Consider the following 13,028-nt stretch of genomic DNA (forward strand, 5'->3'; position numbering starts at 1 on the left):
CTTAGCGATGAACAACATACTCTCCAGCAACTTCCCTCTCTTCATCCTGACGCAGGTCGTCTCGATGCTCTATATCGGCACCACGTTCCTCTACGCCGCGCACTTCTTCAGGGACTGGCAGCCGGCAAAGAAGTACAAGCAGCCCGCGCTGCTGCTCACCCTCCTGACCCACCTGGTCTACCTCGGGCTCCTGACCTCGATCGAGGGGTACCGGATCGGCTACTCCACCTTCAACATCATGACCATGGTGGCCCTCACGCTGACGACCACCTACTTCTTCATCGAGTTCACCACGAAGAGCGACAAAACCGGCTTTTTCGTCATCGCGTTCGCCACCGGCGCCGAACTGATATCGTCGATCATGACCGCCCAGGCACCCGGCGACGGCCAGATCTTCACCGGCATCGGCATGGGGGTGCACCTCGTCGCAGCCATCTTCGGCTTCAGCGCCATCGCCATCGCCGGCCTCTACAGCATCCTCTACCTCCTGCTCTTCCGCCAGATCCAGCGGAACCGCTTCGAACTGCTTTTCCAGCGGCTGCCGAACCTCGAGGTGCTCGAGCGGCTCATCATGCACGCCGTCGCCTTCGGGTTCATTTTCCTCTCCGTCACGCTCTTCGCCGGCATGCTCGAGCAGAACGCAACCGGCGGAGCGATCAACATCCTCGACCCCAAGCTCATCACGCTGATCGCGATCTGGCTCATCTACGGCGTGAGCATCTTCATCCGCCCGCTCCTCGGATGGGACATCAAGCACATGGCATACCTGCTCATTTTCCTCTTCGTCTTCATCACGCTCCTCATCACGCTGATGACCGTATTTTCTCCGACCTTCCACAGCACGACCCTATAAATCGTCCCCGCATTTGAAAATATGGGGGCAGTGAGATATATTTCAGACTCAGCTTTATGCCGGAATCCATGGATTTTCCACCATACCCCGCATAACCGGTTCACTAAAACAGCCCTGCTATGAACATCATTTCAGTCGGTGTCAATCACAAAACAGCACCCATTGAAATCCGGGAAAGAATCTCTCTTTCAGAAGTTCAGAACAAGGAGTTCATCACCGGTCTCATTTCCGGAGGACTGGCCCACGAGGCGATGGTGCTCTCGACCTGCAACCGGACGGAGCTCTACGTCGTACCGGCGATGCACGAGGTCACCGGCGAATACCTCAAGGAGTACCTCATCTCGTTCAAGGACGCCCGCAAGGACGTCCGTCCCGAACACTTCTTCAGCCGTTTCTACTGCGGCACCGCACGCCACCTCTTCGAAGTCTCCAGCGCAATCGACTCCCTGATCCTCGGTGAAGGACAGATCCTCGGCCAGGTCAAGGAGGCCTATCGCATCGCCGCCGAAGTCCAGGCCGCAGGCATCCTGCTGACCCGGCTCTGCCACACCGCCTTCAGTGTTGCCAAGAAGGTCAAGACCCGCACCAAGATCATGGAGGGCGCCGTCTCGGTCAGCTACGCCTCCGTCGAGCTCGCGCAGAAGATCTTCTCGAACCTCTCGATGAAGAAGATCCTGCTCGTCGGCGCCGGCGAGACCGGCGAGCTGGCGGCCAAGCACATGTTCGCCAAGAACGCGCGCAACATCGTCATCACCAACCGTACCCAGTCGAAGGCCGAAGCGCTCGCCGAAGAGCTCGGCACCAACCGGGTGCTCCCCTTCGAGAGCTACAAGGAGCACCTGCACGAGTTCGACATCATCATCACGGCCGTCAGCACCAAGGACTACATCATCTCGGAGGCCGACATGCACGCGGCCATGCAGAAGCGCCGCCTGAAGCCGGTCATCATCCTCGACCTCGGCCTGCCGCGCAACGCCGATCCTGAGATCGGCAAGCTGCAGAACATGTTCCTCAAGGACATCGACGCCCTCAAGCACATCATCGACAAGAACCTTGAGCGCCGCCGCCTCGAGCTGCCGAAGGTGCACGGCATCATCGACGAGGAGCTGGTCGCCTTCGGCCAGTGGATCAACACCCTCAAGGTGCGTCCCACCATCGTCGATCTCCAGTCGAAGTTCATCGAAATCAAGGAGAAGGAGCTCGAGCGCTACCGCCACAAAGTCTCCGAAGAGGAGCTCCGGCGCATGGAGCATCTCACCGACAGGATCATGAAAAAGATCCTGCACCACCCCATCAAGATGCTCAAGGCGCCCGTCAGCACCGCCGACAGCATGCCGAGCAGGGTCGACCTCGTCCGCAACGTATTTGATCTTGAAGAGCCCAACCAGTCCCACTAAATCACCAAATCCGTAACCGCCTTGAAAAAACAGCTTATCATCGGTACCAGGTCCAGCCCTCTCGCTCTCTGGCAGGCAGAATTCACGAAAGCGGAGCTCTCGAAGCATTTCCCCGACCTCGACATCACCCTCAAGCTGGTGAAGACCACCGGCGACGTGCTGCTCGACTCGCCGCTCTCGAAGATCGGTGACATGGGACTCTTCACCAAGGACATCGAGAAGTTCCTGATCGCCAAGGAGATCGACCTGGCCGTGCACAGCCTCAAGGACGTTCCGACCGCCACCCCCGAAGGGCTCATCATCAGCGCCTTCACCGAGCGCGAGGATACCCGCGACGTCATCATCTCGAAATCGGGCGCCAAGCTGCTCGACCTCCCGAAGGGAGCCAAGGTGGCCACCAGCAGCCTGCGCCGCATGTCGCAGCTGAAGAGCCTCCGCCCGGACTTCGAGATCTGCGACATCCGCGGCAACCTCAACACCCGCTTCAAGAAGTTCGACGAAGGCGACTTCGACGCCATGATGCTTGCCTACGCCGGCGTCTACCGCCTCAACTTCAGCGACCGCATCTCCGAGATCCTGCCGCACGAGATCATGCTTCCGGCAGTCGGCCAGGGCGCGCTCGGCATCGAGACCCGCGTCGACGACGAGCAGACCCGTGAGATCGTCAAGGTGATGAACCACTCGAACACCGAATACTGCTGCAAGGCGGAGCGTTCGCTTTTGCGCCACCTCCAGGGCGGCTGCCAGATCCCGATCGGCTCCTACGCCTCCTTCAAGAACGGCAACCTGCACCTGCTGGCGTTCGTCGGCTCCACCGACGGCACCGTCGGCATCCGCGACGAGATCACCAAGACCGGCCTCACCTCGCCGAGCCAGGCCGAGGAAGCCGGTATCGAGCTTGCCGAGATGCTCCTCGCGCAGGGCGCTGAAAAGATCCTCTCCGAAATCCGCAAGAGCTGCTGATGCCGACCGTTCTGGTCACCCGCCCGGAGCATCAGGCCGCGGCATTCGTCGGCGAACTCAGCCGGCACAATCTGGACTCGGTCGTCTTCCCGACGATCGAGATCCGGCCGGCCGCAGGCTGGACGGTTCCCGACCTCTCCCCCTTCAGCGGCATCTTCTTCACGAGCCCCAACAGCGTGGGCACCTTCATGCAGCGCCTCATGGACGAACGCCCCGACGAGCTCAAGCGGCTCCGGGAGGCCAAAGTCTGGGCTGTGGGAAAAACCACGGAGAAGGATCTCGGTAAGTACGGGGTAACCACCGAGCCCGTGCCGAGGATCGCAGACGCCGTCAACCTCATGGCCGGCATCCCCGACCAGGAGATCGAAGGCAGGACCTTCCTGTTCCTGCGCGGCAGCCTCTCGCTCGGCGTCATTCCCGAGGTCATCGCCGAACGTGGCGGGACCTGCGTGGAGATCACCGTCTACGAGAACAACCCGCCCTCGCTGGAAGACTCCGCAAGAATCCGCGCAATGCTCTTGGAAGGCCGGCTCGACTGCCTCTCCTTCACGAGCCCCTCCACCGCCGTCAACTTCTTCGACGCGATGGGCTCGACTGCCCTGCCCGAAGGGGTCCTTGTCGCAGCCATCGGCACGACCACCGCCGCAGCCCTCGAAAAGCTCGGCGTAAGGGTGGACGTGATCCCCGAATACTTCGACGGGCCGCATTTCGCCGAGGCCATCGCCCTGGCGCTCAAGTCGCGCTGAACGCCCCGATTCCCGCAAACAGCCAGATCTTTTCGACGCCACAGGCCGCCTGCAGCTGCAGGGCGCCGGGCTCGATTCGCCCGAACGGCGCCTGGAGGAAATCAGTCGACGTCGGGAAGGTCGTCTGCGGCATAGACCCGCACCATCTCCTCTTCGGGAGGCAGGGAAGGGGGCTCCGGAGGAGCGGTCGGAGATTCACGCGGGGATGGGGCGGCCGAAGGGAGGCGATCCTCCTCAAACAGCTGAAGCTGGCCTGATTGTTCAACGGAGGACGGCCACGGCCCGGCCTCTTCGGCAACTGAAGCCGGAGACCCGGCGCCCTCGTTCCCCGAAGAGATCGCCGGCTGCGGCGGCAGTTTCACGGCACGCCTCGGCGCCGGGGCCCGGCGGAGCGCCGCGACGCGTTTCGGCCCTGCCGGCGCAAAGGAGCCGACCTCCTCTTCGACGGCCTCGCGCAGCGACTCCTCGAGTTCGATCTTCATGGCGTGCAGGAGCTGCACGGTCTCGCTGCGGTGCTCGGCCAGCTCGCGGTAGATCTGCCGGCCCATCTCGTCGAGCGCCCTGCGTTCGCGGCCCGGCCAGCCGGAAAGCATCATGAGGAGGATGAGCGAGAGGAGGACGACAGCCAGGATCAGGAGAACGAGTATCATACGGCAGCCGGGATCAGTTCGTTTGGGCGATGGAGCGGAGCAGGCCGTCTCCGAGCTGGCCGTTGGCGCTGACGAGCCCTTCGCCACTCATCGTGGTCCGGCCCCGGTAGTCGAAACACTTGCCTCCGGCTTCAAGAACGATGGGGATGACGGCGGCGCAGTCCCAGGGGCTCATGATCTTGTCGACGGCCACCTCCGCCCTTCCCGAAGCCACCAGCATGTGGCCGTAGCAGTCGCCCCAGCCGCGCACGAGCCCCGCCTCGTGGCGGAGCCGGTCGACAGGATGCTCCGAAGGCGGGTCGAGCAGGTACTCCTTCTCGGTGAAGACGACGGTGGAGGCGGGAATGTCGGCAATGGAGGAAACAAAGATGGGCACGCCGTTCATGAACGCCCCAGAGCCCTTCCCGGCATGGTAGAGCTCGCCGAGCACGGGGAAGTTGATGACGCCGAGTTCGAGACGCCCCTCCACTTCGAGGGCGATCATGACGCCCCAGAGCGGAACGCCGTGGATGAAGGAGCGGGTGCCGTCGATGGGGTCGATGATCCAGCGCCGACCGTTGCCGGAGGGACGCTCTTCGAACTCCTCGCCGAAGAGGCCGTCTGCCGGATGGCGAGCCGCCAGGCCGCTGCGGATCAGCTCCTCGGCACGCCGGTCAGCCTCGGTGACCGGTGAAGCGTCGCGCTTGGTGTCGACCTTCAGCGACTTGCGTGAAAAATATTCGAGAGCCAGTTCTCCCGCCTCGAGGGCGAGGTTCCGGGCCAGCTGGAGATCGGTGTTCATAAGGGTTCAGGACTGTTGGCAGTGGCGGGACAAAAAAAATATAAGAAATTATTCCGCCTGCTCCGCCGGGAGCCCCTCCGCTTTATCCATGCCTGAACCGCGTTATCCCCGCCATCCCGAACAGGGACCCAAGAGCTGACTGCTAGAACCCCTTACAGGGAATCACCGTAACCGCCGCATTCGGGCGGCCCTCAACGAGCAGCGCTCCCGCCGCAGCCCTGATGCCGGTCAGGCACCCGGCATAGGGCCCGACACCACGGAATGTGAGTTGTATGCTCCCATCGGGCAGCGAAAGGGCGGAGGTCGCCTGAAAGTTCGAGGGCCCCGCACTGAAGGTTGCATAGAGCAGCCGAATATCCCCGGCACCGACGGCGGTCGCCGGGTCGGGGGTGATGGTGACCTGGAGGGATCCCTTGAACGCGGCGACATGCGTTATCGAAAAGAAAACCCTGCCAACGCAGGCACTCGTGCGGACGGTCCGGAATCCGGCCTGTGCCGGAAAACCGTACGGCCGGCCTGCGGACCAGCGCAGCATCTCGCGCAGGTACTGCGAGGAAACCGCCCCGCGCCCTTCCGGCTCCGTGCGCTCCATAAGCCGGCCTGTCCGTCCTTTTGCGCTTTCGGCGACGACGTTGATTCGATCCTGGGCAATCCCGATCATAACCGCTCCTTCGAATTTCGAAATTGAAAATGCTGGCGACGCTTCCCGCCGGACACTCCGTCGAGTGCCCACGGGCCTCGAAAACAAGACCAGCGAATATCTCATACCGCAACGACAGCCACAAGAGTACGCCGAAAATCGTACAAATTTCCATTTTGCGTATATCCGGCAAGGCGGAACGCCCGAAATCCGGCGTCCGGCAGGGGCTGCAAGGATATGTCTCAGGCAAAAACGGACGTCCGGGGGCGTTCGAGGAGAGTTGGATATGTCCTCGCCATTACCCTAATTAGGAACGTCGCACACAAAGCCCCCAAGCACAGAAAATCCACCCATGCAGTCCAGGCTCCGCCTCTCGCTTCCTTGCCTCATAGCGCCGCTCCTGCTGCTCTCCCTCCTGACTCTAGAAGCCCGGGCCGATACGATTGTTGCGGCAGGACAGAACAGCATCAACATCACCGCCAGCGTCTCGCTCCTCGAAGACCCGGACGGCACGCTGACGATTGACGAAGTCCGACGGTCGGCGCAGCGGGGAATGTTCCGCAGGGCCCCCGACGGCATCACGGCCCTCAACCTCGGCTATACGACCTCGACCTACTGGATCAGGTTCAGCCTTGCCTCGAAGGATCCCGCACCGGGCGACCTCCTGCTCGAAGCCGCCTATTTCGGCCTGGACGAGCTGACGCTCTATACCCCCGGAGGAAAAGAGCTCCGTTCGGGCAATGCACGCCCGCAAGCGGAACGCTACTGGCCACACCGCTACTTCATCTTCCCGCTGAAGCTCGAACCCGGGGCTGCGGCCGGCGACTACTACCTGAAGGTCTACAGCTCCGACACCCTCATTCTCCCCCTTGTCCTCTGGCACCCCATGGCCTTCATCGAGCATGTCGAGCACGACTTCATCCTGCAGGGGGTCTATTTCGGCGGAGTCGTCTCGCTCTTCCTCTACAGCATGCTCATGTTCGGGGCCCTCAAGGACCGGAAATACCTCCTCTACGCCGCCTTCATCGGCTCGACCGGCGCAGGCTTCTTCTTCCTGAACGGATACGCGAACCTGTTCGAGTCCGCTCCCCTGATCAGCCAGTACTCGACCAAAAGCGCCTTTGCCGCAGCGAGCATATTCGCGACACTCTTCGTCCGCGAGCTGCTGCAGACGAGGGTGAACTACCCACTGATCCACCGCATCCTTGCTCCGGTCATTGCCGTGCACTTCCTGATGGCAATCGCCCCGCTGCTCGGCATCCCCCCCCAAACGACCGGGGTCATGCTCTCGGCGACCCTCATTCCCACGGTGCTGCTGGCCCTCCTCGTCGCGATCCTCAGCGGCAGGGACAACCTTCCGGGTGCACAATATTTCCTGCTCGCGTGGACGCTCTTCCTGATCGCAGCCCTCATCAACAGCCTGTACAACTTCGGGCTCATCGCCGTACACCAGGATACGATGAGCCTCTTGCAGTACTCCAGCGCGTTCGACATGCTCCTCCTGACGATTTCCATCAGCCAGCGGGTGGAGGCCGACCGGAAAGCAAAAGAGGATGCGGTTGAAAAAGCCGCAGAATTCAAGGAAAAAATGATCAGGACGCTGACGGCCTCCGGCGAACGCCTCGAAAAGGAGGTCCGCAGAAGGACGCAGGATCTTGAAGACGCCCTCATGCTCGAAAAAGAGACGTTTGACCGCTACCGGAAGTTCGACGCCATGGTGACGCATGAATTCCGAACGCCCCTGGCGGTAATAGCAAGCCAGAGCCAGCTTGCCCTCAAGGAGCTGGAACACGGCATCGACAACACCTCCACAAACATGGAGGTGATCCGGCAGGCGGCATACCGGCTCAACATGCTCTACACACGAATGGAGGAGAAGGACCGGAACCTCGTCAACCACCACCACAGCGGATGGGAGCAGGTGGAGCTTGGGGAATGGCTGCGGGAGACCGCCCGGGAAATGGCCCGCGCCAGCCACCACACGATCAAGGCCGAGACCGGCGGCGAACCGCTCCGCGTCGAAGCGCAGCCCTTCCTCCTGCGTGTCGCCGTGACGAACCTCATAGACAACGCCGAGAAGTATGCTCCGCCGGGAAGCACGATCGCGCTTGCCCTCGCAAGAAACGGCACGCAAGCAACCATCCGCATCAGCAGCAGCGGTCCTGCGATCCCTGAGGCCTACAGGGAGAAGATCTTCGAAAAACACTACAGGATGCCGGAACAGCGCAACCTCCCGGGACGCGGGCTCGGGCTGTTCATCGTCAGGGACATCATCGAAACCCATAACGGCACCATCACCCATGAAACCCCCGGGAGCGAGGGCAATGCGTTCTGCATCTCCATCCCGCTTGCCAGCAGCGAAGCATGAGCAGCATTCTTGTCATTGAGGACGAACTCCACCTGCGCCAGTCGATCATCAAGTATCTGGCCCTCGAAGGGATGCAGGCGGACGGAGCAGCAACGGCGGAGGAAGCCCGCGGCCGCATTGCCGATGGCGGGTACCGCGTTGTGGTGCTCGACCTCAACCTCCCCGACGGCGACGGCATCGAGCTCGCCAGGGAAATCCCCGAAACAGCGGGCATCGTCATCGTGAGCGCCCGGGGAGCTCTCAATCAGCGGCTCGAAGGGCTCCATGCCGGGGCATACGCCTATCTGGTCAAACCGGTGGAGCTGGCCGAACTCGTCGCCATCATCCGCAACATCACCGCCCGGCTCGGCGACGCGGCCGAGCAGAAAGAGGCCTCCATCTTCAGCACTGCGGCCATAACCTGGAAAGGGGAGTTCTCCGCCGCTCCCCGTCGAACGGTTTCCGGCAGCGGGGAGTGCACCCTGGAGCTGCCGGAAGGAGGTACGGAGGCGGCAGGCTTCATAGAGTTCATGCCCGTCGGGCGGGATATCCTCGCATGCAGGGCGAATTACGCTCCCGAGAGAATCCCGGTCGGAGCATTTGCCGATATCGCCCATATGGAAACCGAGCTCTCGGAAGAGTCCGTCATCCTGACCTCCATGCAAACGGGAAGATGCCGCCTTTCGGAAACCGATACGGCGAGGGAGCACTTCCTGGCACCCGATATGCTGCTCTGCCGGAAAGGGCGGAAGATCTCGGAGCTGCTTTCGCTTGACGCACAGCGCCAGAGCAGCATGCAGACACTCTGCATCAGCAAAACACTTCTGGGCAACATCCTGGAACCGGAATACGCAAAGACGCTCGAAGAGCAGCTCGGCCTTGCCGGCCAGGCACCAGGAACCGTCCTGCGGGTATCGAAAATGATCGGAACGCTCTTCCACTCATGCCTGCCCGAAAACGCCGATGAAGAAAGCGGTCAGCTACCCAGGATCCACTCGAGGATACGGACCCTTATGGACCGGCTGGCCGAAGGGCTCGCACTCAAGAGCGAGCCGACCCCGCAACAAACGCTGCCGGTGCTGCTGGAGCGTATCCACCAGGAACTGCTCACGCCGTCGGCCAGCAACGTCACCCTCGACGAACTGGCGGCACGGTTCTGCTATTCGGCCAAAACGCTCAATGAGGGATTCCGGAAGAGCTACGGCCAGAGCATCGCCAGCTTCCAGCTTACCCGGCGGATGCTCGCCGCACACGACGAGCTGCTCCACACCGACGCCCCCATCAAGGCTATCGCCGCAAAGTACGGCTACACCTATGTCAACCACTTCTCGACAGCCTTCCGGAAACATTTCGGCCGGACTCCGGGATCGATCCGCCAGCAGGCAAAGCGAAAGCGATAAAACGACGCCGCCGGGGCGCCCGCCGCAACAGCAGCGCGTCCATGATTTTACCGGCGCGCGCTTCGCACTGTCTGCGGATTTTATTATTTTAAGGTTTTTTGAGCCGCACTTGCATTACTCAACCATAATCCAGCCATCAGCCCTATGAGCCAGCTCGACCTCCTCAACATCCCCCACCGCCCCAGAAGGCTCCGCAGGACTGCGGCCATCAGGAACCTCGTACAGGAACGCACGCTCACGGTCAACGATCTCGTCTACCCGCTCTTCGTCATGCCCGGCACCAACGGCATAGAAGAGGTCGCATCCATGCCCGGCAGCTTCCGCTACACGATCGACAACGCGGTGAAGGAGTGCCAGGAGCTCTGGGACCTCGGCATCCAGTGCATCGACCTGTTCGGCATCCCGGAACAGAAGACCGAGGACGGCAGCGAATCCTACAACGACAAGGGGATCATCCAGGAGGCCATCCGCGCCATCAAGGCCAAGGTGCCGGACCTGTGCATCATGACCGACGTCGCCCTCGACCCCTTCACCCCCTTCGGCCACGACGGCCTTGTCAAGGACGGCATCATCCTCAACGATGAGACGGTCGAGGTCCTCTGCAAGATGGCGATCTCGCACGCCAACGCCGGCGCCGACTTCGTCTCCCCCAGCGACATGATGGACGGCCGCATCGGCGCCATCCGCGAGTCGCTCGACGACGCGGGCTTTTCCGACGTCGGCATCCTCTCCTATGCCGCCAAGTACGCCTCCAGCTTCTACGGCCCGTTCCGCGACGCCCTGCACAGTGCCCCGCAGTTCGGCGACAAGAGCACCTACCAGATGAACGCCGGCAACACCGATGAGGCGATGAAGGAGATCGAACTCGACATCATGGAGGGAGCCGACATCGTCATGGTCAAGCCGGGCCTGGCCTACCTCGACATCGTCTACCGCGCCAAAGAGCGCTTCGACGTTCCCGTAGCCATCTACCACGTCTCGGGCGAATACGCCATGGTCAAGGCCGCCGCGGCCAAGGGCTGGATCGACGAGGACCGGGTGATGATGGAGTCGCTCCTCTGCATGAAGCGCGCAGGCGGCGACATGATCTTCACCTACTACGCGAAGGAAGCCGCCAAGAGGCTCCGCTGATACTGCAGCGCAACGGAAACAGGAAAGACAGTTCCAGGGAGAAAGGCCCGCGAGGATGTCCGGAAAGGCACCCTCCGGGCCTTTTTCCAAGATAACCCGTAAGAGATGATACGATACTTTACTGCAGGAGAATCCCACGGGCCGGCGCTCTCGGCCATCATCGAAGGCATGCCGGCCGGCGTCGCCCTGAGCCGGGAGGACATCGACCGCGAGCTCCATCGGCGACAGCAGGGCTACGGCCGGGGTGGACGGATGAAAATCGAGCAGGACCGGGCCGAGGTGCTCTCCGGCGTCCGCTTCGGCAAAACCATCGGTTCGCCGGTCGCCCTCGTCATCCGCAACCGCGACTGGGGGAACTGGACCGACAGGATGGCGCAGTTCGAGTCGAACGAGGCGACGACGGAAAAGATCTCCGTTCCCCGCCCCGGCCACGCCGACCTTGCGGGGCGGCTGAAGTACGGCTTCCGGGACATCCGTCCCGTCATCGACCGCTCCTCAGCCCGCGAAACCGCTGCGCGTGTAGCGGCGGGCTCGCTCGCCCGGACCTTCCTCCGCCAGCTCGGCATCGAGATCGGCAGCCGGGTGGCCAGCATCGGCTCCGCCGGCGACAGGGCTGCCGAAACCGTCGTTGCAGAACTGCTTGAGCGAGGCGCCGGAGCGCTTGCCGAAGCTGCCGACCGATCGGAAGTACGCATGCTGGATGAAGCGGCAGGCAAAGAGGCGATGGAGTGCATCGACCGGGCAAAAGAGGCCGGCGACACCCTCGGCGGAATCATCGAAATCTACGTCACGGGGGTTCCTCTGGGACTCGGAAGCTACGTACAGCACGACCGCCGGCTCGACAGCCGGCTTGCAGCCGCCGTCATGTCCGTGCAGGCCATCAAGGGAGTCGAGATCGGCCCGGCGTTCGAGAACGCCCGGAAGCCGGGTTCAGAGGTGCACGACGCGTTCATGCTGGAGAAGGGCAAGGGGCTCAGCCGGCCGACCAACCGCGCCGGCGGGCTCGAAGGCAGCATGTCGAGCGGTGAACCGATAGTGCTCCGCGCCGCGATGAAACCCATCTCCTCGATGCCCACCCCCCTGCAGTCGTTCGACATGGAGACGCTCGAACCCGTCGAGTCCCGCTTCGAGCGCAGCGACACCTGCGCCGTTCCGGCGGCAGGCGTGGTTCTTGAAGCCGTGGTGGCACCGGTCATCGCCAACGCCCTCCTCGAGAAGCTCGGAGGGGATCACATGGAGGAGATCCGGGACAGGCTCGAGCGCTACCGGGCCTCCCTCTGCTCCGCCTTCGGGGCCTGAAGCCCGCCCTCGGCGTTGTACTCCCCGACCAGGCGCTGGTTCATGTCGAGCGAAGGCTCGGCCACCTCGGTGCGGCCGACAATCACGGCCGGCACGCCGGCCACCGTGTAATGCGGCGGCACGTCCTCAAGGACCACGCTCCCCGCCCCCACCTTCGCACCCTCCCCGATCACCACGTTGCCGAGGATCTTCGCTCCGGCCCCGATCAGCACCGAGCGGTGCACCTTCGGATGGCGGTCGCCGGTCTCCTTGCCGGTACCGCCGAGGGTGACCTCGTGCAGCAGCGAGACGTTATCGTCCACCACGGCGGTTTCGCCGATAACGAGGCTCGTGGCGTGGTCGAGCAGGATCCCCTTGCCGATGACGGCCGCAGGATGGATGTCGACGGAATAGACCTCGGAGATCCGGTTCTGCATGAAATAGGCCATGGTCTTGCGCCCGTTCTTCCACAGCCAGTGCGAGAACCTGTAGGCCTGGAGCGCCTGGAAGCCTTTCAGGAAAAGCATGATCTCGAAGTAGTAGACGGCGGCCGGATCGCGGTCCTGCGTTGCGACAAGGTCGCAGACCGCCCATTCCACCCTGTCGGGACAGTCGCGGTAGAAGTCCTCGAGCAGCCCCTGCAGGACCGGGGGCGGAAAATGCTTGGAGCCCAGCTTCACGGCAAGCAGCATCGCAAGCGAGGAGGCGAAGTCGTCGAACTGCAGGATGTGCTGTTCGAGGAACATCCGGATGTCAGGATCGCGGCGGCACTCGGCGGAGGCTTCGCTGACGATGATCTTCCATATTTTGTCGGCGTCTGAAGGCATGGCGGAATACGGCGG

General features: G+C 62.5%; 13 protein-coding genes. 8 read left to right on the top strand and 5 right to left on the bottom strand.

The genetic code is table 11. The features are described from left to right. Positions 1 to 7 precede the first annotated feature (7 nt). From ccsA to E0L29_RS01590, 4 genes are all read left to right on the top strand, one after another. Entirely contained in the window at positions 8 to 853 is an 846-nt protein-coding gene (gene ccsA, locus E0L29_RS01575; RefSeq protein ID WP_131353834.1) for a cytochrome c biogenesis protein CcsA, read from the top strand. 119 nt (positions 854 to 972) lie between these two features. After that, positions 973 to 2,250 carry a glutamyl-tRNA reductase gene (hemA, locus tag E0L29_RS01580; protein ID WP_131353836.1) on the top strand — a complete coding sequence of 426 codons (1,278 nt, stop codon included), beginning with the start codon at positions 973 to 975 and terminating at the stop codon, positions 2,248 to 2,250. 21 nt (positions 2,251 to 2,271) lie between these two features. Further along, positions 2,272 to 3,213: a hydroxymethylbilane synthase gene (gene hemC, locus E0L29_RS01585; RefSeq protein ID WP_131353838.1), complete on the top strand. Its 942-nt coding sequence runs from the start codon at positions 2,272 to 2,274 to the stop codon at positions 3,211 to 3,213. Then, positions 3,213 to 3,959, top strand: a complete 747-nt coding sequence (locus E0L29_RS01590; RefSeq protein ID WP_131353840.1) for a uroporphyrinogen-III synthase — start codon at positions 3,213 to 3,215, stop codon at positions 3,957 to 3,959. The genes hemC and E0L29_RS01590 overlap by 1 nt, the downstream gene beginning before the upstream one ends. On the opposite strand, the gene E0L29_RS11480 is transcribed toward E0L29_RS01590, so the two are convergent. From E0L29_RS11480 to E0L29_RS01605, 4 genes are all read right to left on the bottom strand, one after another. Next, entirely contained in the window at positions 3,946 to 4,092 is a 147-nt protein-coding gene (locus E0L29_RS11480; protein WP_165498798.1) for a hypothetical protein, read from the bottom strand. The two genes, E0L29_RS01590 and E0L29_RS11480, sit on opposite strands and share 14 nt — an antisense overlap. Beyond that, positions 4,061 to 4,609 carry a hypothetical protein gene (locus E0L29_RS01595; RefSeq protein WP_131353843.1) on the bottom strand — a complete coding sequence of 183 codons (549 nt, stop codon included), beginning with the start codon at positions 4,607 to 4,609 and terminating at the stop codon, positions 4,061 to 4,063. Before E0L29_RS01595 ends, E0L29_RS11480 begins: the two co-directional genes overlap by 32 nt. Before the next feature lie 13 nt (positions 4,610 to 4,622). Then, positions 4,623 to 5,390, bottom strand: coding sequence for a histidinol-phosphatase (gene hisN / locus E0L29_RS01600; protein WP_131353845.1), 768 nt, complete (start codon positions 5,388 to 5,390; stop codon positions 4,623 to 4,625). Positions 5,391 to 5,532: 142 nt separating this feature from the next. Then, positions 5,533 to 6,051 (bottom strand): hypothetical protein, encoded by a 519-nt coding sequence (locus tag E0L29_RS01605; protein ID WP_131353847.1) that lies wholly within the window; start codon positions 6,049 to 6,051, stop codon positions 5,533 to 5,535. A gap of 331 nt (positions 6,052 to 6,382) precedes the next feature. Between E0L29_RS01605 and E0L29_RS01610 the strand changes: the two genes are divergently transcribed. The 4 genes from E0L29_RS01610 to aroC all read left to right on the top strand — a co-directional run bounded on the left by E0L29_RS01610 (position 6,383) and on the right by aroC (position 12,207). Beyond that, the gene (locus E0L29_RS01610; RefSeq protein ID WP_131353849.1) at positions 6,383 to 8,398 is read left to right on the top strand and encodes a sensor histidine kinase; all 2,016 of its coding nucleotides are present in this window, start codon (positions 6,383 to 6,385) and stop codon (positions 8,396 to 8,398) included. Further along, entirely contained in the window at positions 8,395 to 9,777 is a 1,383-nt protein-coding gene (locus tag E0L29_RS01615) for a helix-turn-helix domain-containing protein (protein ID WP_131353851.1), read from the top strand. Before E0L29_RS01610 ends, E0L29_RS01615 begins: the two co-directional genes overlap by 4 nt. Positions 9,778 to 9,921: 144 nt before the next feature. Continuing rightward, positions 9,922 to 10,908, top strand: coding sequence for a porphobilinogen synthase (hemB, locus tag E0L29_RS01620; RefSeq protein WP_131353853.1), 987 nt, complete (start codon positions 9,922 to 9,924; stop codon positions 10,906 to 10,908). A gap of 105 nt (positions 10,909 to 11,013) precedes the next feature. Next, positions 11,014 to 12,207 (top strand): chorismate synthase, encoded by a 1,194-nt coding sequence (aroC, locus tag E0L29_RS01625; protein WP_131353855.1) that lies wholly within the window; start codon positions 11,014 to 11,016, stop codon positions 12,205 to 12,207. Here aroC and cysE read toward each other — a convergent pair. Further along, a complete protein-coding gene (cysE, locus tag E0L29_RS01630; protein WP_131353857.1) occupies positions 12,171 to 13,013 on the bottom strand; it encodes a serine O-acetyltransferase in 843 nt (280 codons plus the stop codon). The genes aroC and cysE overlap by 37 nt on opposite strands. Between the last annotated feature and the right edge of the window lie 15 nt (positions 13,014 to 13,028).

Source organism: Chlorobium sp. N1, from assembly GCF_004332115.1.
Taxonomy (GTDB): domain Bacteria; phylum Bacteroidota; class Chlorobiia; order Chlorobiales; family Chlorobiaceae; genus Chlorobium.

Coding starts and splice junctions, on each gene's coding strand:
- E0L29_RS01605 (WP_131353847.1), bottom strand. CDS start 6,051: ATGATCGGGATTGCCCAGGATCGAATCAACGTCGTCGCCGAAAGCGCA.
- E0L29_RS11480 (WP_165498798.1), bottom strand. CDS start 4,092: ATGCCGCAGACGACCTTCCCGACGTCGACTGATTTCCTCCAGGCGCCG.
- cysE (WP_131353857.1), bottom strand. CDS start 13,013: ATGCCTTCAGACGCCGACAAAATATGGAAGATCATCGTCAGCGAAGCC.
- ccsA (WP_131353834.1), top strand. CDS start 8: ATGAACAACATACTCTCCAGCAACTTCCCTCTCTTCATCCTGACGCAG.
- hemB (WP_131353853.1), top strand. CDS start 9,922: ATGAGCCAGCTCGACCTCCTCAACATCCCCCACCGCCCCAGAAGGCTC.
- hisN (WP_131353845.1), bottom strand. CDS start 5,390: ATGAACACCGATCTCCAGCTGGCCCGGAACCTCGCCCTCGAGGCGGGA.
- E0L29_RS01595 (WP_131353843.1), bottom strand. CDS start 4,609: ATGATACTCGTTCTCCTGATCCTGGCTGTCGTCCTCCTCTCGCTCATC.
- E0L29_RS01610 (WP_131353849.1), top strand. CDS start 6,383: ATGCAGTCCAGGCTCCGCCTCTCGCTTCCTTGCCTCATAGCGCCGCTC.
- hemA (WP_131353836.1), top strand. CDS start 973: ATGAACATCATTTCAGTCGGTGTCAATCACAAAACAGCACCCATTGAA.
- E0L29_RS01615 (WP_131353851.1), top strand. CDS start 8,395: ATGAGCAGCATTCTTGTCATTGAGGACGAACTCCACCTGCGCCAGTCG.
- E0L29_RS01590 (WP_131353840.1), top strand. CDS start 3,213: ATGCCGACCGTTCTGGTCACCCGCCCGGAGCATCAGGCCGCGGCATTC.
- aroC (WP_131353855.1), top strand. CDS start 11,014: ATGATACGATACTTTACTGCAGGAGAATCCCACGGGCCGGCGCTCTCG.